We start from the raw sequence: 24,836 nt of genomic DNA, 5'->3' as shown, positions 1-24,836 counted from the left end.
AGGCCTATTTTGTCGCGCAACCGACTCCGCCCGAATGTGCCTACGATGACGCTTGGTGGGATTCCGATGGATAGCAAGGAGACATCCGCCCCTTTGGCCTTCATTCGACTTTGCCTTTTTTTGACGGATCGTGATGAACAGTCGTTCAATCCCAACTATTCCGGCGTCTCGACGACGTGGCGTTGCTCCCCTGCTAATGCTCGCGGCGGTGATCACCTTGGCGGTTGTCGCTGGTGGGTTTGTGCTCAGTGTTTGCCAGCGTCCCTCGCGCACGCCGCTGTTGATGCTGACCGGATCGTATGAACCCACGTGGGATTTGAATCATTGGGTGGAAGAAGATCGCCAGCGTATGATGGCTTTGGACAATGGCTCCTTGGGGCCCCGTGATCTCTGCGACCCTGCGACTTTGCGAGCCGGTTTCTGGGACCAAGCGGACCACACTTTGCGAGAATCATTGCATAGTTGCCCGGTCAATCAGGCCTGCTTGATCTACATCCATCTGCACACCGCAGTTGACGGACATGGAGTTCCCTGTCTCATCCCGCCGGGGGCCGAACCCTTGTCGCCGGAGACTTGGGTGCCATTGCAGCGGCTGATCCAACACATTGAACAGTGCCAACCCGCTCGCCCTCGTTCGGTGGTGCTGTTAATCGAAGGCGGCAAGCTGGAGAACTGGCTGCCAGCTGGGATTTTAGAAAATTCATTTGACGATGCTTTGGCTGGGGTTGTTGAGCAAACCAACCAGCGACTCGATGATTGGAATTTAATTGCACTTTCCTCGGCAGCTCGCAACCAACGCAGTGCTAGCAATCAGTCAGCGGGAGTCAAACGGGGCAATGTTTTTTCCAAGGCGATCGCCAGTGGTCTGACTGGTCAAGCGGATGGCTCCGGGCATGAGGGGATACGTGATGGCTGGATTACCGTCAGCGAGCTGCACCATTTTATTCAGCAGGTCACTATTGCGGTGACTTCTGAGGAGTTTGGGCGAGTTCAAACTCCCACCTTGCACTGTTCGGTTGCCGGCGAGCAGACCATCATCTGCAGCACTTCGTTGCAGCCAATCCAATTTCGCACGCTGCCGGTCAACGCACCTGACCAAGCCGCGCTGCAAGTCCTTGACGAGAACCAGCGTCAGCTGCATCGCTTGCGGGATCTCCAAGTCGATCGTCTCGATCCAATCACCTGGGCGGAGACTTTGCGTTTTGCTCAAGCGATCAGCGAAGCGCACTATGGCGGCGCGGCGGCCCACGCAAGGCTAGCCGCTTGGCAACAAGCACTGCAGGCAAAATTCGAGTACTGGGAGCAACAGCTGGCCGACCGAGAGAAGGTACTCTGCGAGTCGCCTTACTATATCCATCTCGCCAGCTCCCGGAAGATTTGGAAACAAGTGGCAGCCGCACCAGCCTATGAGGAAGTGCAAGCACTACTTGCCAATGCGGAGCCGGTTGACGTTTATCATCTCCCAGAACTGCGGACTTTATTAGAACGTGAGCAGCTACGGTGTTGGCAAGATCCCCGGCCAATCGCGCGGTATGCGATCGCCCAGGCGATGTGGTTGGAAACCTTGCGTCGCACACCGCCACGGGCGATTAAATTCACCGGTCGCCATCAACATCTCGTGGCCGTGCAGCGCCGTCAGTTATTTGATTGCCTACTGGCCGACGGTGCTGGTACCCCCGTTGCCCGCGAGTCGGGGCTTGACGAGCAAAACCGGTCCACCCTGGATGCGAATCAAGCCCGCATTGACGCGCGACTGCGGGCCTTTGAAGCTCAAGTGCAACGCTCGGAGCGAGCGTTGCGGGAAGTCATTGCTGCGCTCGCCATCTTCGATCGAGCTTGCCTCACGCTGCCCGCTTTCTGCCTGTGGGCAGACGAATTACAGAGTGTGCATTTCGATAACCCAGAGTTGGTTGCCTTGAATGCGGGGGAGCAATCTCCGCAAAAATTGTGCTTCCGCGCAACCCAAGTCTTTCACCGTTTAAACAAGAGTATCCAGTCGTTAGCGCAGATTGACGGGATGACTCCCGACGAGCTGCCGGAATTAGCCTTCGAGCTCAACAACACACTAGCCGACCTGCAGGAGATTGCGGACGGAGCGATTGACCGCATCACCACGACGAAAACGGTCTCCCCTCGCGATTCCCGCGCCGTGTTGGTTGCTACTTTGCGGAATGAATTTCTGATCGCGCCTGAGCAACCTGCGGAGTTGCTTCATGGAAAACTCTTGGAGCTCTCCCATGAAACGTCAGAGCCATCGCGATTGCTGACTGGCAACGCGGCGCACTTGGAATCGAGTGCGACCAGTCTCAATGATTACCAAACACCAAACGGTGACGCGTCCAGACTGTATTGGACGCCCGAACATCGGGCTGCGTCCAGGCGGTTGTCCTTGCACTTGTCTACGTTACCAAACATGGTGGGCATGGAAGGATCGCTCGCCCCCAGTCAGTCGCTGCGGGCCGCCGCGCTAGCCCTTCGCACGCGTGCTCAAGAAAATTTGTTTGCTTCGCTGTATATGCACTTGCGTCAACAACAATTGCTGCTGGTCGCTGATATTGTATTGGACGATTTTTGGAACGCTTCGCAAAATGAAACACCCTATTTCGCCAGCACCGCCAAGGAACTGTTGGACGCCGCGGAGCAATGGGAACCGGCCGATCAAGCGTTGCAAGCTGAATTGTTGAACCTGCGAAATAGGCTCGCAGATCGCTTGGCGGCCAGTGACGCTGCGCAGTTGGGGGCCATGACGGCAATTCCAACTTTGGAGAAGCTTCGATCGGCCAACGTGAGGTTGTTGGATGCTGATCAGTTGACCCGTTTTCCAGCGGGGCTGGTTGCCCTGGAAGCGGTCTCACTGGTGAACACCGCGGAAGGTAACGCCACGACGGCTAAGCAAACGCTTAGCAGCTTGGCCAGCCTTACGCTGCCCGATTCGGAGGAATTAGATACTGATAGTGATGAGATTTGTGGTGATGTGGAAAGTGGCGATGCTGCCAGTCTGCAGCCGCAAAAACAGCCTCTGTCGCAATCGCCAGCGGGGGCATCAATGGCAACCGTGTCATTTGCTCCGGCTCGCTTGCAGCTGACATTCCGTGGCCATACATATCCTCTTACGGCAAACCAAGCAGGTTTCGCGGAGCAACGCGTGACGGTTCGTCAGCAACCGACCGCGGCGACTAAAATTTCTCTCGTGCGGGGAAGCGAGCTACCGCGAGCTGTCATGTTCGTGGTCGATTGTTCGGCCTCGATGGATGAAGCGATTGCTGGAGAGCGGCTAACGCCCGACGCGTTTGAACGCAGTAAACTCGATGCGGCACGCTGGGCTGTGCTCTCGATGTTTCATCAATTACGCGATACAATGATGCATGTTGGTCTAACATTGTACGGCCATCGCATGGCTGTAGATGCGAAAGGAGTGCAGATCCTAGCGCAGCAAAAGTACCTCGCCGCGTTCCCCTTTGATCCCACATTGCAACCCTACGAGGACGTTGAGGTCGTGCTGCCAGCGGGGCGAATTAGCGATGTAGAAAGATCGCTCGTGCGGCAACGCTTTGATCACTTGCAGCCTTGGGGGCAGTCACCTTTGCATTTGGCACTACAGCAGACCATACGCTCGATCAATCAGCTCGGCGCAAACATCGCCAAAGACATTGTCGTGATTTCGGATGGTCAAGACTACCAATTCAATCCTCCCGCCGAGTCCGTAGTTGGCATGGAAGCGGTGATCTCAGCAGCTCGGCAGCACGGGGTGCGGATTCATTTGATTGGATTCGGGATACCTGCCGAACAACGCGTAGCTGCCGCGGCTGACTTCCAGCGGCTGGCTTCCGCCACCAACGGCAAATCGGTGCATGATGTTCACCAAGCCAACGACTTGTTGTCGGAGCTGAAACGATTTACGCATGAACCGACGGCGATGATTGCTGAGGTTAACGGCCGCAACTATCCGATTGAATTGGGGTCGACGGTAGCTGATATTGAGGTATCTCAGGCCAACACACCGTTGACGCTTTCGCTGCAAGACGAAACGTTTGAGCTGGCGATTTCGCCCGGTAGCCAACTTGATTTGCAGTGGGACCCCAACACCGGCCAACTGCGATCACGTCCTTTTCAAACTGGTATCTTAAAGCAGCAACAGATGGTCTCCCCCGGTGGCCAAGCGGTGCCAGCGATTGTGGCCATTCATGATTTGGTCAACCCGACTGTCAATGACCGTCGTCAATATCTAACTGCTTCATCGGCCGTTCCGGCTGTTTCCGGATCGGCGAACCTCTCTGGCACACGCCCCAGCAGTTCGCAGCCGCTGCTGCTCTCGCTGCAACGAGCGGATGCTGGCGTCGCCGTGCGGCCCACTTTCCTCTGGGCCGAAGTGACTCCGCTGAAGTCGGCCGATGAAGCGGTCTCCCATTCGGCCTTTTCCCGCTATCAAACGGCAAACGTCAGCTGGCTTTCGGGAACCCCATGTCCCGTGGCCAGCTTCGCCTGCGAAAGTTGGCCGGAGGATGCCAACTACCTTGACGTCCGCGTCTGGTGTACCGACGAGCAAGTGCCGGTGGCGGCGAGTCTGCGGGCCACCCCGGATGTATCCTATATCGAAAAAATCGTCGGCCAGTCGGGGCCGGGGGTCGAGGTGCAATGGTCGCGGCATGATCAGGAATTGATGGTCAAAATTCAGTATGATTTAAACCAGCAAGGTCGCAGCCGCGGGACCATGGCGCCTTGGGTTGTCGCGCCCCGCGAAGTCGAGCCACTGGAGGTCGCAACGTGGTACTCCCCAGCGGGTGATCTTAGTCTGCACCGTTTCCGTTTTTCTAAGCATCAGGGTGACCGAGCGATTTTGTTTGACCTCATGTCAGTCGAGCAAATCAAGAAGTTGGCTGCTAGCAACGAGAAATCGCTGGTCGTACCCGCCAAAGTAGACTAGTGCTTTGTCAGGCTTGAATTTTAGGGTAGACGGATTTTAGTTTGCACCTTGCGTCGTCGATTTTCATTTGCCAGTCGACGCTGCGCTGAGTGCTGTTCACATCCTCTGACCAGGCTGTAATTTCTCGCTGCAGGATTTCCAGTTCGCCGATTCGACGTCCTGCGACACATTGCCGAGTCATGCTGCTGAGTTCGTTCTCCGCAATATTCAACCAGCTACCGTGTTTGGGCGTGAAGCAAAAATCAATTCGCCGAACGTAGGAGCGGGCTCGTTCAGGTTCAAACGCTTCGTAGAAGGCACCGATCGTATGGGTGTTCAAGTTGTCGCAAACAAGTGTGATTCGTTCGCATTCTGCGTATCTCCCATCCAGAAGCGAGGCTACTTCCTGAGCCCAATCGAACTTTGTCCGCTGATCACGCGCGGTTGCCTGACGCCAGCCACCAAGAGGTTCGCAGAACATGAAAATCGAAGCAGTGCCGTTGCGCTCATACTCATAGTCAACTCGCTGTGGATGGTCTTTGGTCGCCGGGATCGGTTGCCGCGTCTCCTTGATCAGTTGCACCGGTTGCTCATCCATGCAAATCACCGGTTGCGAAGGATTGTACGGCTTTTCGTACGTTTCAAGCACATTTTCCATGTGGGCAACAAACTCAGCGTCACATTCCGGTGGGATTACCCAGTACTCGATACTGCGATTGGTCATGCGATTTTTTTTAGCGTTTGACGTACCGTTTCATGGCTGACTTTTTCCACCACTTCCAACTCCACGACCTTTCGAGCCAACAACCGGAGCGTCCACTTTCCATAGCCTTCTGGTGGTGAACCAAGTCGCATTGCAATGATTTTCGCCTCTTCGCTTCCATCGAGCAGTTTCTTTGCCCCAGCGGTAGGCGATGGCTTTCGATCAAGCGTTTGCTCAAAACCGAGTTCAACGAATCGTTGCCTGATATTCTCGACTGTCTTTGTGCGACAAGAAAAGGCGTCGGCAATTTGAGCATCCGTCCAAGCCGGACCATCCGCATCGGCCTTCAGTAGCACTTGAGCCCGGCGAACCTTCTGGCCAGTCCCCTTGAGTTTGCCGATAACCTCCGCACATTCTTTCCGTTCCGCATCCGACAAACGAACGATATACTTCTTCTCACTCATCACAAAACCCTCCGTGGATTGAATTTGGCTTCGTGAATGAGCGCAGATTTTTCAATTCTACGCAACCCTAATTTTTATCCCTGACAAAGCACTAGTTAGCTGTTCACATCGCTCGCACGCGCTGGAAAGCACGCCATGCTGGAACCTCAACGATTGCCCCTCCCCCTCCGCGTTGCCACCACTGAAGTTGTTGCGGTCGAATTGGTGGCTGCAGCTGACCAGTCGTTTCGCTGCTCGCTGGCCATGCGCCCCTTGGATTCTTCGGTCAAGTCGGACACCAGCGAGCTGCTGAATTTTACCGGCGAGGGCCCCACTGAAGTTGCCGCGACCTTGGCCGCCATCGGCCAGCTTTGTTCGCGGCCGCTGCAGTTGTTGCACTGTCAGCAACGACAACTCTCGGACGAGAAAACTCGCGTGACCGTGGTGCTCAGCGCTGGTGAGGGAGAGCGTCAACGTGCGGGGGCTGGCTGGGCCGTTGCCGAAAACAACGCGGTTGCTTTAGCACTGGCGACGCTGCGCGGAGCGAACCACGCCGGGTTGCTCAAAAAGCGATTTCGGGCAAACAATCAAAAGATGTTGCGAGCGTGGGCCCGCCAAACGGTTACTCAGATCGCTTCGCTGCAAACGGATGATGCGCCAGCGCGATGGCAACAGCTGGAAGCGGAAGGAATTGTCTTGGAAGCGTTAAATCGTGCTGCCTCGGCAGCCGTGATTACGGCAACAAACCATCCTCAGCCTGACAAGATTTTGCGAATGTTCGACACCAGCGTATGGTTGTTCGACCCCAGCGGAGAACGTCGCGAGGCGCAGATCGAGACCGATTTTTGGTTGGCTTGGCATCCGGGAATCGACAATGATCAGGAAACCGTCGACGCCGTCATTGCCTCCATGCCGGCGGCTCCCGAGCAAGACATTCCCTGGGTTGTGCGGTTGTTTGAAAATCCAGGCAGTCGCCTCCGCTTTCGTGGAGCGGTCGATTTAGAAGACCATGATGTCCTGCATGTCTTGTTGGGCCGTGGCCTGCAAGACCAAGACGAAGCCTTCGTGCTCGGCTTTGCAATGGGGACCGCCAAGCGGATCAGTTGGCCCGAGACGTACTTGTTTAAAGTTCTGTTGACGCGAATTTACCCCGAGCCATATCGTATTCCCGCCTACTTGCAGCCCGCTTTCGATCTCGGTGTTCAGTGTGGTCGTGAGACTGGCATTCGCCAGCTCTACAAACAGCAGCTGAAATCACTTAGGTCGTTAACGGTCAGCGAAGCGCGCAGTCGGTTGGCGATTGATATGAACATCGTGCGTCATTACTATCGACTCGAACAGCAGGCTATTCCCCACACGATCGCCAGCCAGCGGCTGACCGTGTAGCAAAGGAATCATTGACGGTTGCTAGCTTTACTCCGGTCGCTGCGCTCACTTCGTGCAACCGGCAACCGGCAATGCCTTCCTCTATCCAATGGTAACGTGTCAGATAACGAACCAAGTCGTTGAAACCGCTAGAACTGGCCGGGGGCGTTGGATAAAGCTGACCCAGTCGTGTGCGCTGAGATGCTCAATCAATTTGTTCCAGCCTTCGTCGGTGCGTAGATCCCCGAACTTTGGATCGATGTCTAGCGTTAATTCGTCTCTCGTTCTTAACCTCTGCAAGTGGGAGATCGCCGCTTCGGAGAATCTCATCCCGGTTGCGTAGAGTGTGAATAGGAAGACTTTGTGTTTGTGGCACGTTGTGCATTGCAGTAGCTCGTCGACTTCATGTCGGCCGAGGACCACAGGTAGCGTCTTGGGTCTCTTTCCAAATGGCACCATGGTGACCGGCCAATTGACTCGGATGGTATGTGTGTAGAGAAACCGTAACGCGCAAACGGCCTGATTGAAGCTGCTGTAAGCAAGTTTACTTTCTTCGATTAGGTGGAGCTGGAAGGCTCGAACGTCTTCCGGGGTCACGCGGTCCAGCGGCTTTTGAATAAAGTCGGCGAACTTTCCCGCGTGGTAGGTGTAGGCATCGATGGTCCGAGGTGCCAAGTTGCGGATTTTCATATCCTGAGCGAGCCGAATCGTGAGCGGGCATGGTCTTTATTGTGGGGAGTCATCATGGTATTCCCAATTTGAGGGTTGATGCAGTGACGCGAAATGTGTCGATTGCTTGAGAAGCCCGTTGCAAGGGCCGCCACAAGGAAGCAACCTCTTTAATCGTTTTATTCGTCAACCGGTCAAAATAGGTTGCCCTGAGAGTCGTTAGATTCGTTAGTGGGCGTTGGTGGTTACGTTGACGCGAATGCTGGTGACACCAAGCTGAGAGCTGCTTCCCTCGCAAGAAGCGTGCCAGCATTGGCCAGGGCAGCGAGTACCCGATCGCCTTGCTAAACACCGTCAACTCACCGCCCCAGCATCGTCACAACGTGCGAGCAATTCGATTAAGTTCAACGATTGCGTTGACCGGGCCGCGACAATCAACATTGGCTTCAGGAACGAAGCGATCGGCGGCTCCGCGTCCAACGCTTTGTTTCGTCGCTTCTTTTTCGCCTGCGCTTCAGTGTCAATCGAAGTACCAGTCTACCACTCGCCACGGGTCGGAAAAGAGTATTGCCAAAGCTGCAACCAAGAGCAGTACGTATAGGAATACCGATGCAACACGCCGTTTGGCTGTTTTGTGGTTCGTCGAAACAAGGCCAAAAGGATTACGGTATGCGATAAGAACACCAGCCGGAATCGCGAGTGGCGCGCCCAGGATTAGAAACAATCCGCCATAGGCGAAGAGGTCAATCACGGTGTTGTTTGTGTAATCCCGATAAGGAACCGGTGTGTGTCCGAGAGAAAGACCCGTCAACGCCCATGAAGCATATATGGCGGAAACAACGAGGACAGGGTACACATACAAGGCACCAGAAATGATCGTGAGTTTGGACCACGGGTTCCGGTGTGTCTGTATTGCCGCTTCAGGACTTCGGTATGGATTTGCGTTGCTATCAGTCATAGATAGTTGGTCGACGAACGGTAAGGTTCACTAGGTTGCCCGAGACGACTGTGTTTCTGAACTCAAATTTGTGGGCAACCTAGTGCAACCCATTGTTGTACTGGCCGGCATCGAAGCCGACAACACAATTCCTTCTGGAAATTCCAATAGTGGATCCATTCCCCAGGCCGCTTGGCGATAGAAGAAAGGACACTAAAGGACAACCGCTGCGCGCTCTTTCAGCCCTTGCCCTACGGTCCCTTTTGTTAAGCCGCTCGTCGTGTGTCTAACCAGTGGTCCATAATTGCTTGCCTAGCTTCCTCGCTCAGAGGCGGTGGGGGCGTTCCCGTGCGGGGCCCACAAATAGCGAAGTACGCTGCCACAGTGCTCGCAGCGAGATGCCTCGGGACGTCCCACCTGCTCGCAATAAGCCTGCCAACTTAGACGCTGGCAGGCAGATCGTGACACCGCACCCTGGCCGCAGCATGCTCGGGCGAGGTTCAGTTTGTTTCGGTGATGGCTGGCGTATAGCCCATACGAGCGGATCGTCGGCATGCGGTGCGGTGGCACGTGCTCCAACAACCTCCGCGTCAGTTCCGCATCCGTCAGGCGGATCTCTCCGTGCCGCTCCGCCCAATCCCCTTCGGCACGTCGAGCTCGAGACCGAATCTGATCGTCTGGCGTCCGATCAAGACGCCGATTGCCGAGGGGACCGCCATGCAGGTAACGAGCCAAATAGGTGACCACGCCCAGGCCATGCTCGTACTGCTCAAGAATCTTTACGTTCGGTGTCATGCGGCCGATGTGGTTGAGCAGGCTCAGCAACTGCGCATCGGAGCGTCCCGCCGGTGCCTGCAACTCGCCTCGCTTGTGTGCTTCGAATAAATAGTTCCGCAGCTTGCCCCGAAACACAAGCATCAGCACCTTCCGTGGCAATAAGCATGATTTGACAGGCCGTTTCCACTGACCATCGGCATCCAGTCCACCGGCGGTCACAATGGCATGCGCGTGCGGATGCATCGCTAACGTTTGACTCCAGGTATGTAGCGCTACCGAGAGACCGGGGCGTGCCCCTAAGTACTTGGGATACTCCAGTAATTCCAACAATGCTTCGGAAGCCGCTTTGAACAGAAACTGCGCGAACGTCTTCTTATCAAATTGCCATCAGATTCGCAGCTCTTGTGGCACGGTAAAGACGATATGAAAGTGCGAACAATCGAGCAATCGTTGTTTCTAGCCTCGCAGCCAAATTTCGCGAGCCATCGGAGCGCACTGAGGGCAAGATCGATGCCGGAAGGAGTTATTAGATTCTTGCTGAGTGCAACCGTTGGGGCAATAGATCAAGCGTGTGCCCATCGCTCCGTTGCGGCAATCAATGATCCGATTCGCGGCTTGCAACATGTCGGCCGACATCCCGTGCTGCTTGAGCAACTCCGGAAGAGCCTCTTTAAATATCTGTTGCACCGCCAATGGCATGTCAAATCATCATGTGAGTGTCAATTCCCCGCGGGCCAGCTCAACGGCCGGCATAACCGGGCCGCCGCGGTTGATGCTCCATTTGAAAACGCGCTGTCGGCGGCTCCGCGTTCATGCCATTGTTATGCCGATTATCGAACGGGTCTCCTGACCGCTTGTCCGGGAAACGCTTTTGTGTCAAGAACGCCGTCTTTGATTAGTGGCGTGCCGTTGATAATGACGTGACGCATTCCTCGCGTGTGTTGATTCGGATCAGTATAGGTGGCCCGCACTTCGAGTTTGTCCATGTCAAAGACAATAATATCGGCGTCCATCCCCACTTGTATGCGTCCCTTTTTCTTCATCTGTGAGACATACTCTCCGAGAATTTGAGCAGGGCGGAATGAGCAACGCGCAACTGCCTCGATCAGAGTCTCGGCTTGCCGATCGCGGACGTAGTCAATGAGGAATTTCACATAGGTGGCCGCAGTACGAGGATGGGCGAAGGCATTCTTCGGCAAGGGCCACACATCTGCGTCAATTATCTTTCCGGTCGTCTTGTCGATCCACGGCATCGCATCAGAAGCGATGATTCCGCCGGGATACAACACAGCCAGATCCAGCAGGTGTTGGTCTCTCGGCAGGCGGTAGTAATGCCAAACAATAATTTCCCCAGGAGAGGTTTTTTGCATCTGTCGCAGTTTTTCCTCAGTCAGCGATTTTCCGAGATACTCAATATCCTCGGCCTTGGCATTCATTCGTTTCATGTTCGCTGGCTGAAACATGGCTGCGTTTACAGCGCCGCTACCCGCACCGTAAGGATACCCCTCAACCGTGATTTTTGCTCCGCGTTCCTGAGCATCCCGAATGATCCGAACCGCAAGCGATATATCAGTCAAACTGGTACTGTTCAAATGGCAAATGTGAACATGCGAACCAGCACCGGTGGCAAACGAGATCAGTTCACCATAAGCCTGAATCGAGCTATTTGGATCAACACGGCTGAGGTTACGGATATGTGTAAACGTGGGTACCTTGTGCTTCGCCGCCAATTGATGCACCGCGAGAACTTCCTTGTACCCGTAACCCGGCGCGTAGCCAGAGTTCAGCCCAATGCCAATGCTGCCATCATTGATGCCTTGTTCGACTAGACTGAGAATATCTTGCGTCTGCTCATCCGTGGCGACATCGTTCACCCATTTGGTTAATGCGTAGGCGTCCTGAAACCATTTCAAATTCGGCTCTGGCTTGAGTCCTTCAAGCGCGGAAACGCGTGCGTACGTCCAAGCCGCCGCGACACCATAGTTGATCACGCGTCCCGTTTGTTTTTGAATGTCGTACCAAGGTCCAACCGGAAGGATTCCGGATTCCAGCTCGAGAGCTGTTGTCACTCCGTCAAAGGCCTGCATCCTATCAGCCGGGATATTTTGCCCGTGTGCGTGAAAGTCAATAAATCCGGGAGCGACGATATCGCCCTTGGCATCAAGTACCGTTCGGCCGGCGAGTGGTTTTTCCGAAACGGAAACGATCGTTCCCCTATTGATTCCGATGTTGCGAACCGCATCAAGGTTCGTTTCCGGATCAATGACACGTCCTGAAGATATGACAAGGTCGTATGTCTCCTGCCCAAGTAACGTCTGCGCTGGCAAGCAGGGAGCGACTAGGAAGAAGATGGCAATGAAAAGGCGAATTGGCATTTAGCCCTCCGTGAAATTTTTGTTTTATGACGCATAACGCTAGTCGTCACCTAGCGGCCGAGATTAAGTTAGTGTTCAAAAAACGTGTGTTTCGGCCGCTTAGGTGGACGGCAATGTGTACGCCCGGCACGGGCGTGATGTTATGGGGTGCGAGTTTCCTGTACGAGATTGGAAACCTTTCATTGACAGTATACCAAATGTTCCACGACGAAAGTCAATTACGAGACGAGGGCAACTGCGGCGAGGCAACAGACCGTGGAGAGGAAGCCTGCGATCGTGTGCGTAAACGCCGGGTTTGTTTATCGCCACCCGGACGCGATCACGTCAAAGCTGCGAGGCTACGGATAGAAACTTCGTATAAGGCCGGGGCGGCCGGGCGAGCGAGCACAACATCGCGAAGCCGTTACCAATCCGCCGCTCAGGCAAACGGAGAGCTTGCGCAGCGAAACATCACGCTCTTATCCGGGGAGACCTGCCAGACGGCATGCGAGCCGTCGTTCGTTCCCGCGAGTAAGGCTTGCCTGAAAGCCGGGAACATCGCGGAGCAATCCACGGTGGGCGAGGCAGGGATCAGCAGAGGGCATAGTACTGAGCTTCCGAGTCCAACGGAAACAGGAAGGACCGAACGATGAAGAACAAGGAGGAGCCATCGGCTCACTTGCGACGAAGGAACCCCTCGCGGCAAGTCGACCTGTATCATTCAGGCGGCGATGGTCACGAGACCACAGGTTCACTATCCCGACCGGGATCAAACGTCGCGGCGCGAGCCGAGCAGCCAGCCTTGGTCGATGGTACGTACACGCCCGGTGCTGTGCGACAAAAGTCCATCGCCAAACCCGATGGTGGTCAGCGTTTGCTAGGTATACCAAACATAGTCGACCGCTTGATCCAACAAGCCATCGTGCAAGTCTTAACGCCAATATTCGATCCACACTTTAGCGATTCGAGTCACGGCTTTCGACCTCGGCGCTCGGCTCACGGAGCATCCAAACAGGTGCGTGCCACGATTTGTCGTGGCTACCGCTATGCCGCAGATTTTGACTTGTCGAAGTTCGTTCGATAGAGTCCAACATGACGTCTTAATGGCGCAAGTGGCTCGTCGGGTCCGAGACAAACAAGTGCTGCGTCTGATCGGACGCTTCCTGCGAGCCGGTGTAATGGTTGAAGGCGTTTTGCAAGCAACCGAAGTAGGCACTCCACAGGGCGGCCCCATGTCACCACTGCTTTCGAACATCTACTTAGATGACTTGGACAAGGAGTTGGAACGACGAGGGTTGCCGTTCGTGCGGTACGCAGATGACTTCGTGATCTTCACGAAAACAGAAGCGGCGGCGCGGCGTGTGTACGGGAGCATTGAACGCTTCTTGACCGACCGATTGAAACTGTCCGTCAATCACAACAAGAGCCAAATCCGCAAGACGGATGGGCTTGAGTACGTGGGTTACGAATTTCGTGGCTACGGCGGCCAGATCCGGGTGAGCAAGAAGAAGCTCACGACTTTCAAACAACGTGTTTCGGAGATCTTTCGTAGAAACCGAGGCGTGTCGATGAAGTCACGCTATGCAGAGTTCCGTGCTTATGCTCGTGGTTGGTTAGGCTACTTTGCGTTGGATCAAGTGAAGACAACGTTCACCAACTTAGACAAATGGATTCGTCGTCGGGTACGCGCCTGTTACTGGAAGCAGTGGCGGAAATCGAAGACCCGGCTGAAGAATCTGATGTCGTTGGGCTTGTCTTATCGTGTCGCTCGTGGCTTCGCGATGAGCGGCAAGGGTCCCTGGCGTCTTTCCACGACGTCGGGAGTCCAACGAGCTTTATCCAACGAGTACCTAGCCGCCGAGGGCTTGTTTAATCTTGAAGAGCGCTGGCTATCGCTTGCATCCTTGCGTCGAAACGCCTAGTGGGGACCCGCATGCTAGGTGTTGTGGGAGGGTCCCCGGGCAACCGGGCTCCTATCCCGATTGCGATGGTTATCCGACAGTTGGTGTTTGGTAAGGATTGCCACTGTCGCCTCGTTGTGCTTCAGCGTCACCGTCAATTAGAGGTTTTACCAGCAAGTATTTGCTTGGAAATACCTGGCGTTTAACCCATCGGAGGCCAAAGAGCACAAGAAACACTATTGAGTAAAAGACTCCTGTCAGCACCGGGCTAAGGAGCAGTAGAAATGACCTATCGGTATCGCTGGCCCATTCTTCGGACGCACGTTCCGCCTCGGGTGTTCCGGGTTCATATTTGTCTATCTCAGCCAGAAGCTGTGCGTCTAGGGCCCACACGTAATTTGCCAAGATGACGGTTCCAGCAATGATGGTGGCAAAGCACAAGGTGCAGACAAGTACGGGGTGGATTCTTTTTCGAACGCAAAGCATCGCTCCCGAAACAAGTGCGGGTAAGGCGAACCAGGCAATAACGAGGTATGTGGGAAGCATCGATTTAGTTTTGTCGGATAACACTGTAATATACCCTACAAAGTAGGGTCGTATTCCGGAAGTTACGCAATACGACCCCAGTGAGTCGGGGCATTTAACCTAAATCGCGGAACTCGCTAATTTGCATTTTTGCGGTAGCCTATTTTCACAGCGAAAGCAACACATCCGTTTCAATGGATCAATTCGATCGCACTTTTGAGCTTCGAATCGGCGGTGGCTGTGGCGGATGGCCTCGCCGAGAGCGAGCGGGCGTTTTACCCAAAATAGGGTCGGCGACATGCAAGGACTTTCCCGAAAGGCCTGTCAGTCGAGTTACCCGTAAATCGTGACACTGCCATCCAATTCTCTCGCACCCTGCTAAACGTTCGCTCACGTTTCCGAGGAACCGGACGCTGGCGCGTGTCGGTTGATTCTTTTCGGATACGTCAGCCGATGGGCGCTGCTGTGATAATGCCACTTTTTAATAGTCGGGGCGACAAGACACGGTTAGAACTTTTTTGCTCCGCTCTTTCCGACCTGCAAACATCCGATCCTATGCGTTTTGCGGGACTAAAAGATCTGGTCGGACAAAACCGTAAACAGCTGAAGTGATTCGCTTCTCGCCTTCCAAAGCAAGGCGGAAAACGGTTCGCAGAACAGCTTTCTCACCACCCTTGCTAAACGCAGTTTGATTAGCGGCTCCTTCGCTGGCACGATCCCGCAAAGACGCTTTCAAAGGATTCTTTGCTGATCGCCCTGATGTGTTTCTGGCTACCCATACACAAAGGCGTTTCGGCGTGGCCTTGCCAAGCGTTTTAGATGGAGACCAAATCCCATGACTAACTCACCTACTCCAAGCGAAGACCCGAAGGAACAAAAAGAAGCTGAAGACCGGCTCGATGCAAGCGAGCAGCAAGCTCTTGATGATCCAATCAAGCAAGAACAGTATCGCCAGGAATACCTCCGTCAGCTCCGGCTCCGGTCGTGTCCCGGTTGCGGTGAGACCGATCCATTCTAGCCTGTCGGCGACGCGGGAACCACGCTGCCATCGGTCGGCCCGACTTGCCGTTCGTGTGCCCACCGACCCGGCGGTCGACACCGGAAGAGTTCGTTCGGTCCCGGCGCCGCTCCGACACGCATGGGATGCGTTCGGTGCCTCGTGCTGAAGCGCAGGCTGGCATTCACAATCTGACCAAGGACACGCCCACATTAGTCACTTAGGCGGAACCTGCGAGGTCCGAATCCTCTGTTGTCGATTTGATTGCGCCGCGGCAGCGGTTGCGAACACCGCCAACATTTAACGATAGCAATGAGCCACGGCGGTTGGTCCAACCGCTGGCTCGAAGAAGAAACCGGAATTGCAGTCGGTCGATATCACCGACGCGAGCGAAAGTAATGGAGGTGCTCCTCAAGTCTTGTGTCCGTCTCCATTTCCCGATTGAGCTTTCTTGTCGCCTGATTCGGTTTGTTGGCTCTTGGCTCCCGCAGCGCTTCTTCCAACAGTGTCTCTCGGTCCGGCAAACCCCGGCCCGCCGGCCCCAACGTATCCGTGGCTGGCGCCGGACTCGTCGGGACTGACCCAGAAGGCGTATAGCGCGCCGTTTTTGAGATGGAACCGGAACCGGACCGGTTTGCCGACAAGGGCCGAGAGATCGTTGTCTTCTTGCCAATTGACTTCCGCAAGTGTCTTGTCCACGGAAACCGGATCACAGTTCTTTAGGGTAAACGGCTCGATCGCGTTCCCGCCCTCATCCAGTACTTCGACAGTCAATTCGCCCTCGGGGCAATCAACGTTCACGAACAGGTGCTTTCCCTGGAACGTCACCGGTCTCGTCGTAAGCGTTCCAACCTCTTTGCCTGCATTCATGGAGGCGAACCCGTCACGTCGCAGAATGGCTAAGCCGGTCGAGGCGTCTCGATCCCAGGCATCGCCATGGCGCGGCTTGGCGTGGCCGCTGAAATAAAAGTACAGCTTGTCGCCCACGACCAGTGGGCCGCCGGCACATGACTGCACGTTGCCATACCTCCAGCTGCTTGCATCCCAAGTGGAGGAAATGAACCGTTCGCGGCTCGGCCGGTCCCAATGGAAACCGTCGCGGCTGAAACCCAGCAAAATATCGTTTCGTTTTTGAAGGTTGAGGTCGCCGCATGCTTCGTTCGACGGCCCCTGCCAGATCGAAAATTGCCCGAGCATCAAGCTCTCGTACGGTGCCGCGTCCAGGTTGTACAATTGCGGGGCAATCTCAGAGAACCGTGAATCGGTGTGCCGAGGATCAAGTTTATCAGCCCCGGTCCAGTTCACAGACTCTCCCGTAGCCTCACCAAGGACCGTCCTTTCTCGCTCGATGTGAGGTCCGTTGTATGTGACTTCGGACATCAAGTCTCCGGCGGTCGGCCCTTCGATGTAGGATCGAGTCCTCCTCCCCTTGTCATCCTCCGTTCGTTGGCTGAGTACCCACACGTCCCGGAACGGATTATAGAAGGCGGTTGAGCGGTCGCCCCAAATCCTGGCTCGCTCCTCCTTTGGCTCCGACCAATGAACCCCGTCGGCACTGCTGCGATAGGTGTAGAACCAGCCGATTTCATCGTCTTCAATATGAAAATCTTCGCTGGCAAAATACTTGAACTTCTCCTCCGTATTCGCGGCCCGATGATCCAGCCAAACCGTGCTCGAATTGACGCTCTCGGGGTGTAGTACCACGTTTGCGTGGTCCGTGCTCTCGGCGAGATTGGTCTTCCCGGCGGGATTGATTGCGAAGAAATCGAAACGGTCGGATGCCAGCATCTCCGCCGTCATTGTGAACACCCCGTTCCCACTCGCCGTGTCGAGAGTCCCGCGGTCGTCAAGGACAAAGCCTGCCTCGCCAAAGCCGATTTCGACGTGCTGGAGAGTCGAAAGGTCAATCTTCTTGCCTTGAGCGTCGATCGCCGTGAACGAAACTTTATCGCCAGCGGTAACTTTTCTGGGAAGCTTCAAGCATACCGAACCGACCTCTCCGGAGACGCGTTTCAGCGGGCAATCCCCACCAGCGGCGAACGCGGCCGCGATGGATTTAAAGGGAGCATCTTCCTCTGGGTGAACCAACACGCAGGCTAATTCTCGGGCCAAGTCCGGCGTTTTTTTGGCTTGGTTACGCTTCGGCGTTTTCCAATGAATGCCATCTTTGCTCGTTGCATACAAGAGAGTGTTCTCGCCGCCCGAGTACCAGATTTTGAAAAGGTTGTCGTCCGGATCGTACCACGCACCTCCGCTGAAGGGCGTTAGGTAGTCGCCAGGTTTGTCGCACCGGATAACCGGGTTCTCCACGCAATACTCAGCCTGGTGGAAGGTGCGACTCAACGTGGTCGTTTCGATAAGGAAATCATCAACGAAGAGCTGCCGCCCCACGTCGATGGGAATGACCGCTGGGGGATCAGTCAGGTATGGAACCGGCATCGGGTCACGCGATATTTCGCCATAGTCCGGCGGCCATTTTTCCGGCAGCACGATGCCGTTGTAGAGACTTCTATCGACGCCCACAGGACGATCAAGTTGCGCCGAGGTTGTGTTCGATACCTCCCTTGATGGTCCTCGCTCATCGATGGTGTTTTGGGAACAGCCGCACTTCAGTAAAATGAGCCCAATCATCAGTGTTTTGAAAAGGCTTCGCAGCTCATCCATTACTCTTCATCCTTGTCGTCGCGGGTCACATCGGCGTGCTCGTTGAGATTGCGCGCATCGGAACCAACCGATTGCGCCAGTGAATTGATCGCATCGTGGCAAACCGGACGATCTCTGCCAAGTGGTGGGTCTAGGGTGGCATTCGCGTTCCGATGATCGTCAGAGGCCCCGGCATCAGGGCAGGCTCTGTCTTCAATGGCAATGTCGTCAACTACGACTTCGTGCCAACATTCGTCGACTGGGCCGGCGGCGATCCGACTGATCTGAAGAACATCGACGGCGTCAGTCTCGCTTCCTACATGGCAGGGAACCCGCCGACCGACGCGTTCCTCAACCGAAATCTCTATTTCCACTACCCTCACTACCGTTCGAGCATGCCGCACTCCACAGTCGTCTCTGGGACGCGCAAGTTGCTGCATTTCTACGGGGCCTTGGCTTTTCTGCTCTTGGATCGGATGTCGGGACGACGGTAACTCGAGATTGCATGACGTCAGTCCCCTACCGTCAACGCAAAACGGGACCGCCACCACTGAGGGCGACGGTCCCGATGTTCGCATAGAGTCCAAAAGCTCCCCGATCAGGACTCGAACCGAGAAGAACTGAGTTAACAACCAACGAAGCGCGCAACACGCAGAGGTGAATCACACCGACTGCACGAACGGCGATTTCTTCGTGCTCTCGGTTGCATCGACCGAATCCTGGAACGCCGTGCCATTCGCCGCATCGGTGTAATCCACCGACAGCGCCTCACGGTTTCCGGAATCGAAGTCAATCTGATAACGTGCGGTGGCCCGCACCAGGCTCCGTTCGAGACTCACGACGAACCGTCCTGGGTCACGAAGGCCGACGAGTAAACCGCCAGCTCTTGGAGTTGGCGATACTCGGCGAAGGACGCGGCCACCACGCCCACCGCCGACTTCTTCCCCTCGGAGAGCACGTCGAGTAGCAAGACGCGCAATGCAGAATTTGGCGAAGAAGGCTGAATCCCGGGGGAAATCGGATGCTCCGGCATCCGCACTTCTCGACGTCATTCTCCACCTGAATGCCAGCTACGGTCGTGACTTAGAATGCAGTTCACAAGGGAAGTTACGTCGCCCTAAGTCCGAGAGGGGCGACGGGATTTGAACTCCCAACTCCACAAAATCGCCGCGTTTCGGCGACGTAGCCCGCGATCGCCCTTCTCAAAATCGAGGATCCGGACCGAGTGCTGGCTTCCAAAGCACTGCGGAAATTGGTGCAGCATCAAGGCTTACGAAAAAACGCACCGCTTTGGAAAGCGGTGCGCCTTATTTCAGTCGGGGTGACAGGATTCGAACCTGCGACCTTTTGACCCCCAGTCAAACGCGCTATCCAGGCTGCGCCACACCCCGAGCCGACGCCATGAATATGCCAGATTCGACCAACTTGTTCAACGCCACACCGACCAGATTCTGACGCAGTTTCTTTTTACCGTCCACTTTCACCGTCAAGCGGAGGACAACTGGCCGAAAACCGGCTAGATTCTTCCAGGTTCCACTGGCGGAACGAGCACCCAAGAGTGCCTCCTGTGCCCTGATCCTTGGCAACGAATTGCCCCTAACCAGCTCATTACCACATGTCTCTACCCCGATTTAGCGACCAGTTAGCTAGCCAAGTTCGCGAAAAAAATTCTGCTGTTTGCGTCGGCCTCGACCCGCGTCTCGATAGTTTGCCGACATGCTTGCAGCCCGCTGCCAAGGCAAATGATCCCCGGCAAATCGCGGCCGCCTTTCGCGAATTCTGCTGCGGCGTGATCGATGCCGTCGCTAGCTTGGTGCCAATCGTAAAGCCTCAAGCCGCTTTTTTTGAACAGATCGGCCCGGCCGGCATGATTGCGCTCGGCGAAGTTATCCAACACGCTCGCCAGGCCGGCCTGCTGGTGGTGCTCGATGGTAAACGGAACGATATCGGCTCGACGGCAACCGCTTACGCGCAAGCTTACCTCGGCGGAGGTTCGCAAAGCGGCTGGGGGAGCGACGCGCTAACGGTCAGCCCCTACCTGGGCGAAGACAGCTTGATGCCTTTTGTCGAGCAATGCGATGCCACCCAAGCGGGCATCTTCGTGCTGGTGAAAACTTCCAATCCTGGCGGCGGCTGGCTGCAGGACCGAACCATCGACCAAACCAGCAACCAAACCAGCGATGGGTCTCTTTGCGAAGCTGCCGAGCGGACCACTGTTTATCAACATGTTGGCAATTTGGTTGAGCAGTTGAATGAAGCTCGTCGCGGCGATTCTGGCTATGGGCCCATTGGCGCAGTCGTGGGTGCCACCTACCCCGCTCAGTTAACCGAATTGCGTGCTCGCATGCCTTCGGCTTGGTTGCTGATCCCAGGTTTCGGCGCCCAAGGCGGCGCCGCGGAAGATGTCAGGACCGGGTTCGACTCCAGCGGCCTGGGCGCGATCGTCAATAGTTCGCGCCATATCATTTTTGCCCATCGTCGCCCCGAATTGGCAGCCCGCTTTGAGGATGCAGCTTGGCAACAGGCCGTCGAAGCTGCGACTCTGGAGATGAATCAACAGCTTAACAGCGTGCGGGGAGTGGCGGGCTGAGTCCCTTAGGCAGCCTTTAAGAATCCTTCGAGCTGATCGGCTCGATTGGGGCTTTGCAGTTTTTTAACCGCCTTAGCCTCAATCTGTCGAACTCGCTCTCGAGTCACCTTGAAGATCCGCCCTACTTCTTCGAGCGTATAGCTGTAACCGTCGACGAGGCCATATCGCAAGCGAATAATTTGACGCTCACGGAATGTCAGCGTCTTGAGCATGTCGTCAATCTTCTCGCGAAGAATGCCGTTGCTGGCGCTGCGAACTGGATTGTCACTGTCGTCATCCTCGATGAACTCACCGAAGCTGCTATCTTCGCCTTCACCAACCGGGCGATCGAGACTGACCGGATGACGACCGATGTCGAGCACGCGGCGAACCTCCTCAACCGAGACTTCGCTGGCCGCTGAGATCTCTTCAAAGGTCGGTTCTCGCCGCAGCTCTTGCGTGAGCTTCTTTTGAACTTGGCGTAATTTGCTCAGCACATCAATCATGTGCACGGGGATCCGGATGGTTCTCGCTTGGTCGGCAATCGCTCGCGTGATCGCTTGCCGGATCCACCAAGTCGCATAGGTGCTGAATTTGAATCCACGACGGTATTCGTATTTATCAACAGCTCGCATCAGTCCCGTGTTGCCTTCTTGGATTAAGTCCAAGAAGGACAAACCTCGGTTGCGATACTTCTTAGCAATCGAAACGACCAGCCGCAAATTTCCGCTGCTGAGCTGTCGCTTGACCGCTTCGTGGGCCTCGAAGTACCGATTAAATCGTTGACAACGCTGCCGCAGACTGGTCGGGCTTTCGCGGGTCAACATAATCAGCTCGCGAAGTTCTTGCTTGAGGTCCGCTCGTTCGTCTTGGCTGACCGCGTCGTGCCCAAGTTGCTCGAGCCGGGTTTTGATGTAGTCCATCCGCTTGGAGATGTTGCTCAGCTGCCGCATCAGCGGCTGCACGCGGCGACTGCGCAGCGACATTTCTTCGACCAATTGCAAAGCCTTGCGGCGGCGGCGCAAAAAGCGTTTTCGCGCCGCGGCCCGTTCCGCTGGTGCCGTACCGCGTCGCACCAACACTTCAAAGTCAAAAACGTTTTGCTGGAGCAGGACGTCAACCGTCCGCAAGTTATGCGGCATACGGCCGCTGATCTGTTCTTTGGTCAATCGTTCAGTCAAAGAGACCTTGATCGTGCGATCGAAAGGTAATTCGCCGCGATGAACTTTGCCGAGCGTTTCCACCGTGGCCCGCATGGCAAAATCATTTTCCAAAATCGCTCGGCGAAACTGGCGACGCGTAACCTCGATTTTCTTGGCCAGCGAAATTTCCTCCTCGCGAGTTAGCAAGGGGATGTCGGCCATCTGGCTGAGATACATTCGAATGGGATCATCACTCGGCTTGGGCAAGTCGGCAGAGACGAGATCACCAAAATCGTTATTTCGCTGCACTTGTTTGATTGGTTCGCCCGGCGGAGTTTCCACCAGTTCGATGCCCCGCGATTCGATCGCTTGGAACAAATCGTCCAGCTTTTCGGGGCTCACATCCTCATCGGGAAGATAAGTGTTCACTTCGTCGTAGGTGAGAAACCCACGTTTCGCACCGAGGGAAATCAGCTGATTAAGATTCTGTGTCATCGGGTCCATGACAAACATCCTTTTTTGTCACCGGGCACCGCATCGCAATCAAAGATTGTGACGTGTTGTCCAGCATTGGGGAGGGTAAAAAGCTTGCGAAATGACTTTCCTGAGACGCTGCGGACACGTCGCAAGATGCCAGTTCACAAATTCCAAAATCCGTTTTGAAATGTCTCTCTGTCGTTCAGTCTAAATTGGCGAAGTCGGTTGCAGCACTGAGTGGCAGCGCTGGATCGGCGGTGTATCAGTCTCGGTCGGGTTGACCGGTCATTCCGTGACGTAGACGCTGCGCGGCGAAGAGTTCACCCAGCACATCCAGTTGTACATCTTCAGGGACCGTTCCTTGGTCGAGTTGTGCCAGGCGTTGGCGCGTTTCTGCTTGAACTTGAAATGCCCGATAACGTTCCAGGATCGAACTAAAACGCATTTCGGGTGATTGGGTCGCGGTGCCAGATTTTTCCTGCACCCGGCTGTCCATGGCGACTAACTGATTTTTTAACGTTTCATTTTCAATCGTCAACATGAGGTCGCGAACATCTAGCGACAGGCCAGCAAATTCTTGAGACTGGTAGGCCCGCAAAAGTTCGCGGGCGCTGTCACTGGAAAGCCAGTTTTCGTCGATGGATTCGAGTGCAAGTGCCACAAAATCAGGGCGTTCGATCAAAGCTTCAAAAAGTTCTCGGTCGAGCCTCAGGATGGAGTCCGTAGCCGGTTGATACTGAATTTGCTCGACAAAATTATTTTCAATTCCAGTCTGCTCGTGTTGGACAGTTGGTTTTCCGGCTTGCGGCGGGCTGTTGTCAGCGGCTGTCGTTGGGCTGCCTGCAGCTTGTCGCTGGGCTGGCGTCTGGTACCGTCTCTGACCCTGGCGAATTTCCCGCAGACGTTGTTCGAGCGTCTCGACCGGAACGGTAAATGTGCGTCCCAATCGCACCAGCGTTTGCTGCAGCCGTAGATCGGTCTTGTCTGTGGGGCCTTTGGCCAGGACGCCGAGGACGGTTTCGAGCGCTTTGGTGGCGCGGTGCGTGTCTTGAATCAAGTCAACCCCGGCGATCAACCGCTGGAGCTTATGATCGATCGCATCGGGAGCCTCGGCGACAGCTTGATTAAAAGCGGCGACACCATGTTGGTCGAGAAAGTCGGCCGGATCGAGTCCATCGGGCAGGGTGAGCACGCGGAGATCGACATCGGCACCGACGAACAACTCCAACACCTCGTCGGCTCGCCGCTGGCCCGCTTGGTCACCGTCGAGCACCAGCACGACGGAATCAACAAACCGCTTGAGAATGCGAATATGATGCGGTCCAAGGGCGGTCCCCAGCACGGCCACCGCGGTCTCGATGCCCGCTTGGTTGGCGGCCAGCACGTCGGTGTAGCCTTCCATCACCAAGACTTGATTCTGTTTGCCAATCGCATCCCGCGCCCAGTTTAGTCCATACAGCTGCTTGGACTTGGAGAACAGCAGCGTTTCACGACCGTTGATATATTTCCCGCCGTGCCCCTCGCCACCTGGCAAGACACGTCCACCGAGGGCAATCGGTCGTCCGGGTAAGTCAAAAATGGGAAACAGCAAACGATTGCGAAACATGTCATAGAAGCCTTCCCCTGTTTTTCGCGCTTCGGCCAGCCCGCAGGCGTGCATGACCGGACCGGAAAACCCAGCTTTTTCAGCTTGCTTCAAAAGCCAATCCCAACTTTCGGGCGCGTAGCCAATCTGAAACTTTTCGATGCTGGCCGGGGTGATGCCTCGCGATTCGGCATACTGGCGAGCGGCGGCAGCCTCTGGGGCGGCGGCAAAGCAGCGTGTGAATTGATCGACGGCCCAGCGCAAGGCCGCCAGCAGCGTCGCTTTGTCATCTTTGCTGCCCGGTTCGGCGGCGTGTTGGCCACGCAACTGATCAACCGGGATGCCCGCTTGTTCGCCGAGCAACTGCAACGCTTCGGGGAACGTGACGCCGTCGCGGCGCATGATATAGCTGAAAACATCGCCGCCGATGTCGCAAACCCAACATCGCCAGGTCTGACGTTCTTGATTGATCAACAAGCTGGGGCGGCGGTCGTCGTGCCACGGACAGCGAGCCACGAAGTTGCGTCCCTGACGGCGTAGCTCCATCTGCCGACCAATCACGTCGACAATGTCGACCGCCGATCGAATCCGCTCTTTAAGATCAAAATCCGTCACAGAAGACACAAATAAAGCTCCCTCAGGGCATCCAACCGGGCAGGAAAAAACCCCTTCCCTTGCCTGACCGACCTTTGGTACATCCCAGACCAAGGTGGTACACAGCATCCATGCTCAAGCTCCCGCAACCGCGGAAACTTGCCACCAAACCCAGGCCCCTCTTCGCTTGAGGAAGCCGTTCGCTGACGCGCACCGCCGAAGAGTTTCAGCCGGATCAGGATTATGGTCAAT

General features: G+C 55.5%; 18 protein-coding genes, 1 tRNA gene and 2 pseudogenes. 7 read left to right on the top strand and 14 right to left on the bottom strand.

The genetic code is table 11. The features are described from left to right. Positions 1 to 133 precede the first annotated feature (133 nt). A complete protein-coding gene (locus SH139x_RS18120; protein WP_488351182.1) occupies positions 134 to 4,924 on the top strand; it encodes a vWA domain-containing protein in 4,791 nt (1,596 codons plus the stop codon). Between the two features lie 7 nt (positions 4,925 to 4,931). Here the strand turns inward: SH139x_RS18120 and SH139x_RS18115 are convergent, their stop codons facing one another. Beyond that, the gene (locus SH139x_RS18115; RefSeq protein WP_488351181.1) at positions 4,932 to 5,627 is read right to left on the bottom strand and encodes an IS630 family transposase; all 696 of its coding nucleotides are present in this window, start codon (positions 5,625 to 5,627) and stop codon (positions 4,932 to 4,934) included. Next, entirely contained in the window at positions 5,624 to 6,070 is a 447-nt protein-coding gene (locus tag SH139x_RS18110; protein ID WP_488351180.1) for a helix-turn-helix domain-containing protein, read from the bottom strand. Before SH139x_RS18110 ends, SH139x_RS18115 begins: the two co-directional genes overlap by 4 nt. A gap of 135 nt (positions 6,071 to 6,205) precedes the next feature. Here SH139x_RS18110 and SH139x_RS18105 point away from each other — a divergent pair, with 135 nt between their 5' ends. After that, positions 6,206 to 7,435 carry a hypothetical protein gene (locus SH139x_RS18105; RefSeq protein WP_488351179.1) on the top strand — a complete coding sequence of 410 codons (1,230 nt, stop codon included), beginning with the start codon at positions 6,206 to 6,208 and terminating at the stop codon, positions 7,433 to 7,435. A 99-nt stretch (positions 7,436 to 7,534) separates the two neighbouring features. On the opposite strand, the gene SH139x_RS18100 is transcribed toward SH139x_RS18105, so the two are convergent. The 4 genes and pseudogenes from SH139x_RS18100 to SH139x_RS18085 all read right to left on the bottom strand — a co-directional run bounded on the left by SH139x_RS18100 (position 7,535) and on the right by SH139x_RS18085 (position 12,172). Continuing rightward, positions 7,535 to 8,089 carry a tyrosine-type recombinase/integrase gene (locus tag SH139x_RS18100; RefSeq protein ID WP_488351178.1) on the bottom strand — a complete coding sequence of 185 codons (555 nt, stop codon included), beginning with the start codon at positions 8,087 to 8,089 and terminating at the stop codon, positions 7,535 to 7,537. 1,243 nt (positions 8,090 to 9,332) lie between these two features. Further along, positions 9,333 to 10,166: pseudogene (locus tag SH139x_RS18095) on the bottom strand (IS91 family transposase); the annotation flags it as partial. An 87-nt stretch (positions 10,167 to 10,253) separates the two neighbouring features. Next, positions 10,254 to 10,496 carry a transposase zinc-binding domain-containing protein gene (locus SH139x_RS18090; protein WP_488351177.1) on the bottom strand — a complete coding sequence of 81 codons (243 nt, stop codon included), beginning with the start codon at positions 10,494 to 10,496 and terminating at the stop codon, positions 10,254 to 10,256. 131 nt (positions 10,497 to 10,627) lie between these two features. After that, the gene (locus SH139x_RS18085) at positions 10,628 to 12,172 is read right to left on the bottom strand and encodes an amidohydrolase family protein (RefSeq protein WP_488351176.1); all 1,545 of its coding nucleotides are present in this window, start codon (positions 12,170 to 12,172) and stop codon (positions 10,628 to 10,630) included. Between the two features lie 628 nt (positions 12,173 to 12,800). Between SH139x_RS18085 and SH139x_RS18080 the strand changes: the two genes are divergently transcribed. Both SH139x_RS18080 and SH139x_RS18075 read left to right on the top strand, forming a co-directional pair. Then, entirely contained in the window at positions 12,801 to 13,235 is a 435-nt protein-coding gene (locus tag SH139x_RS18080) for a reverse transcriptase domain-containing protein (protein WP_488351175.1), read from the top strand. A 19-nt stretch (positions 13,236 to 13,254) separates the two neighbouring features. Then, on the top strand, positions 13,255 to 14,073 hold the full coding sequence (locus SH139x_RS18075; protein ID WP_488351174.1) for a reverse transcriptase domain-containing protein: 819 nt from the start codon (positions 13,255 to 13,257) through the stop codon (positions 14,071 to 14,073). A 69-nt stretch (positions 14,074 to 14,142) separates the two neighbouring features. Here the strand turns inward: SH139x_RS18075 and SH139x_RS18070 are convergent, their stop codons facing one another. Next, positions 14,143 to 14,622 carry a hypothetical protein gene (locus tag SH139x_RS18070; protein WP_488351173.1) on the bottom strand — a complete coding sequence of 160 codons (480 nt, stop codon included), beginning with the start codon at positions 14,620 to 14,622 and terminating at the stop codon, positions 14,143 to 14,145. 790 nt (positions 14,623 to 15,412) lie between these two features. Between SH139x_RS18070 and SH139x_RS18065 the strand changes: the two genes are divergently transcribed. Continuing rightward, positions 15,413 to 15,595 carry a hypothetical protein gene (locus tag SH139x_RS18065; protein ID WP_488351172.1) on the top strand — a complete coding sequence of 61 codons (183 nt, stop codon included), beginning with the start codon at positions 15,413 to 15,415 and terminating at the stop codon, positions 15,593 to 15,595. 390 nt (positions 15,596 to 15,985) lie between these two features. On the opposite strand, the gene SH139x_RS18060 is transcribed toward SH139x_RS18065, so the two are convergent. Beyond that, on the bottom strand, positions 15,986 to 18,238 hold the full coding sequence (locus SH139x_RS18060; RefSeq protein WP_488351171.1) for a hypothetical protein: 2,253 nt from the start codon (positions 18,236 to 18,238) through the stop codon (positions 15,986 to 15,988). A 113-nt stretch (positions 18,239 to 18,351) separates the two neighbouring features. On the opposite strand from SH139x_RS18060, the pseudogene SH139x_RS18055 reads away from it, so the two are divergent. Further along, positions 18,352 to 18,663, top strand: a pseudogene (locus SH139x_RS18055) (sulfatase/phosphatase domain-containing protein); the annotation flags it as partial. 216 nt (positions 18,664 to 18,879) lie between these two features. On the opposite strand, the gene SH139x_RS18050 reads toward SH139x_RS18055, so the two are convergent. From SH139x_RS18050 to SH139x_RS18035, 4 genes are all read right to left on the bottom strand, one after another. After that, complete coding sequence (locus SH139x_RS18050; RefSeq protein WP_488351170.1) at positions 18,880 to 19,056, bottom strand: hypothetical protein; 177 nt, start codon at positions 19,054 to 19,056, stop codon at positions 18,880 to 18,882. After that, the gene (locus tag SH139x_RS18045; protein ID WP_488351169.1) at positions 19,053 to 19,250 is read right to left on the bottom strand and encodes a hypothetical protein; all 198 of its coding nucleotides are present in this window, start codon (positions 19,248 to 19,250) and stop codon (positions 19,053 to 19,055) included. The genes SH139x_RS18050 and SH139x_RS18045 overlap by 4 nt, the downstream gene beginning before the upstream one ends. A 283-nt stretch (positions 19,251 to 19,533) precedes the next feature. Continuing rightward, positions 19,534 to 19,608, bottom strand: a tRNA-Pro gene (locus SH139x_RS18040). After that, positions 19,585 to 19,773, bottom strand: coding sequence for a hypothetical protein (locus SH139x_RS18035; RefSeq protein WP_488351168.1), 189 nt, complete (start codon positions 19,771 to 19,773; stop codon positions 19,585 to 19,587). The genes SH139x_RS18040 and SH139x_RS18035 overlap by 24 nt, the downstream gene beginning before the upstream one ends. Before the next feature lie 59 nt (positions 19,774 to 19,832). Between SH139x_RS18035 and pyrF the strand changes: the two genes are divergently transcribed. Continuing rightward, positions 19,833 to 20,807, top strand: a complete 975-nt coding sequence (gene pyrF, locus SH139x_RS18030; protein WP_488351167.1) for an orotidine-5'-phosphate decarboxylase — start codon at positions 19,833 to 19,835, stop codon at positions 20,805 to 20,807. 5 nt (positions 20,808 to 20,812) lie between these two features. On the opposite strand, the gene SH139x_RS18025 is transcribed toward pyrF, so the two are convergent. Both SH139x_RS18025 and dnaG read right to left on the bottom strand, forming a co-directional pair. Beyond that, the gene (locus tag SH139x_RS18025) at positions 20,813 to 22,432 is read right to left on the bottom strand and encodes a sigma-70 family RNA polymerase sigma factor (RefSeq protein ID WP_488351166.1); all 1,620 of its coding nucleotides are present in this window, start codon (positions 22,430 to 22,432) and stop codon (positions 20,813 to 20,815) included. Positions 22,433 to 22,667: 235 nt separating this feature from the next. Further along, positions 22,668 to 24,614 (bottom strand): DNA primase, encoded by a 1,947-nt coding sequence (dnaG, locus tag SH139x_RS18020; protein ID WP_488351165.1) that lies wholly within the window; start codon positions 24,612 to 24,614, stop codon positions 22,668 to 22,670. Positions 24,615 to 24,836 lie beyond the last annotated feature (222 nt).

Origin of the sequence: Kothea flammea (genome assembly GCF_052161645.1) — a bacterium.
GTDB lineage: Bacteria > Planctomycetota > Planctomycetia > Pirellulales > Pirellulaceae > Laterigemmans.
Note: the sequence above shows the minus strand (reverse complement) of the source record. Positions and strands in the feature narration are given on the sequence as shown.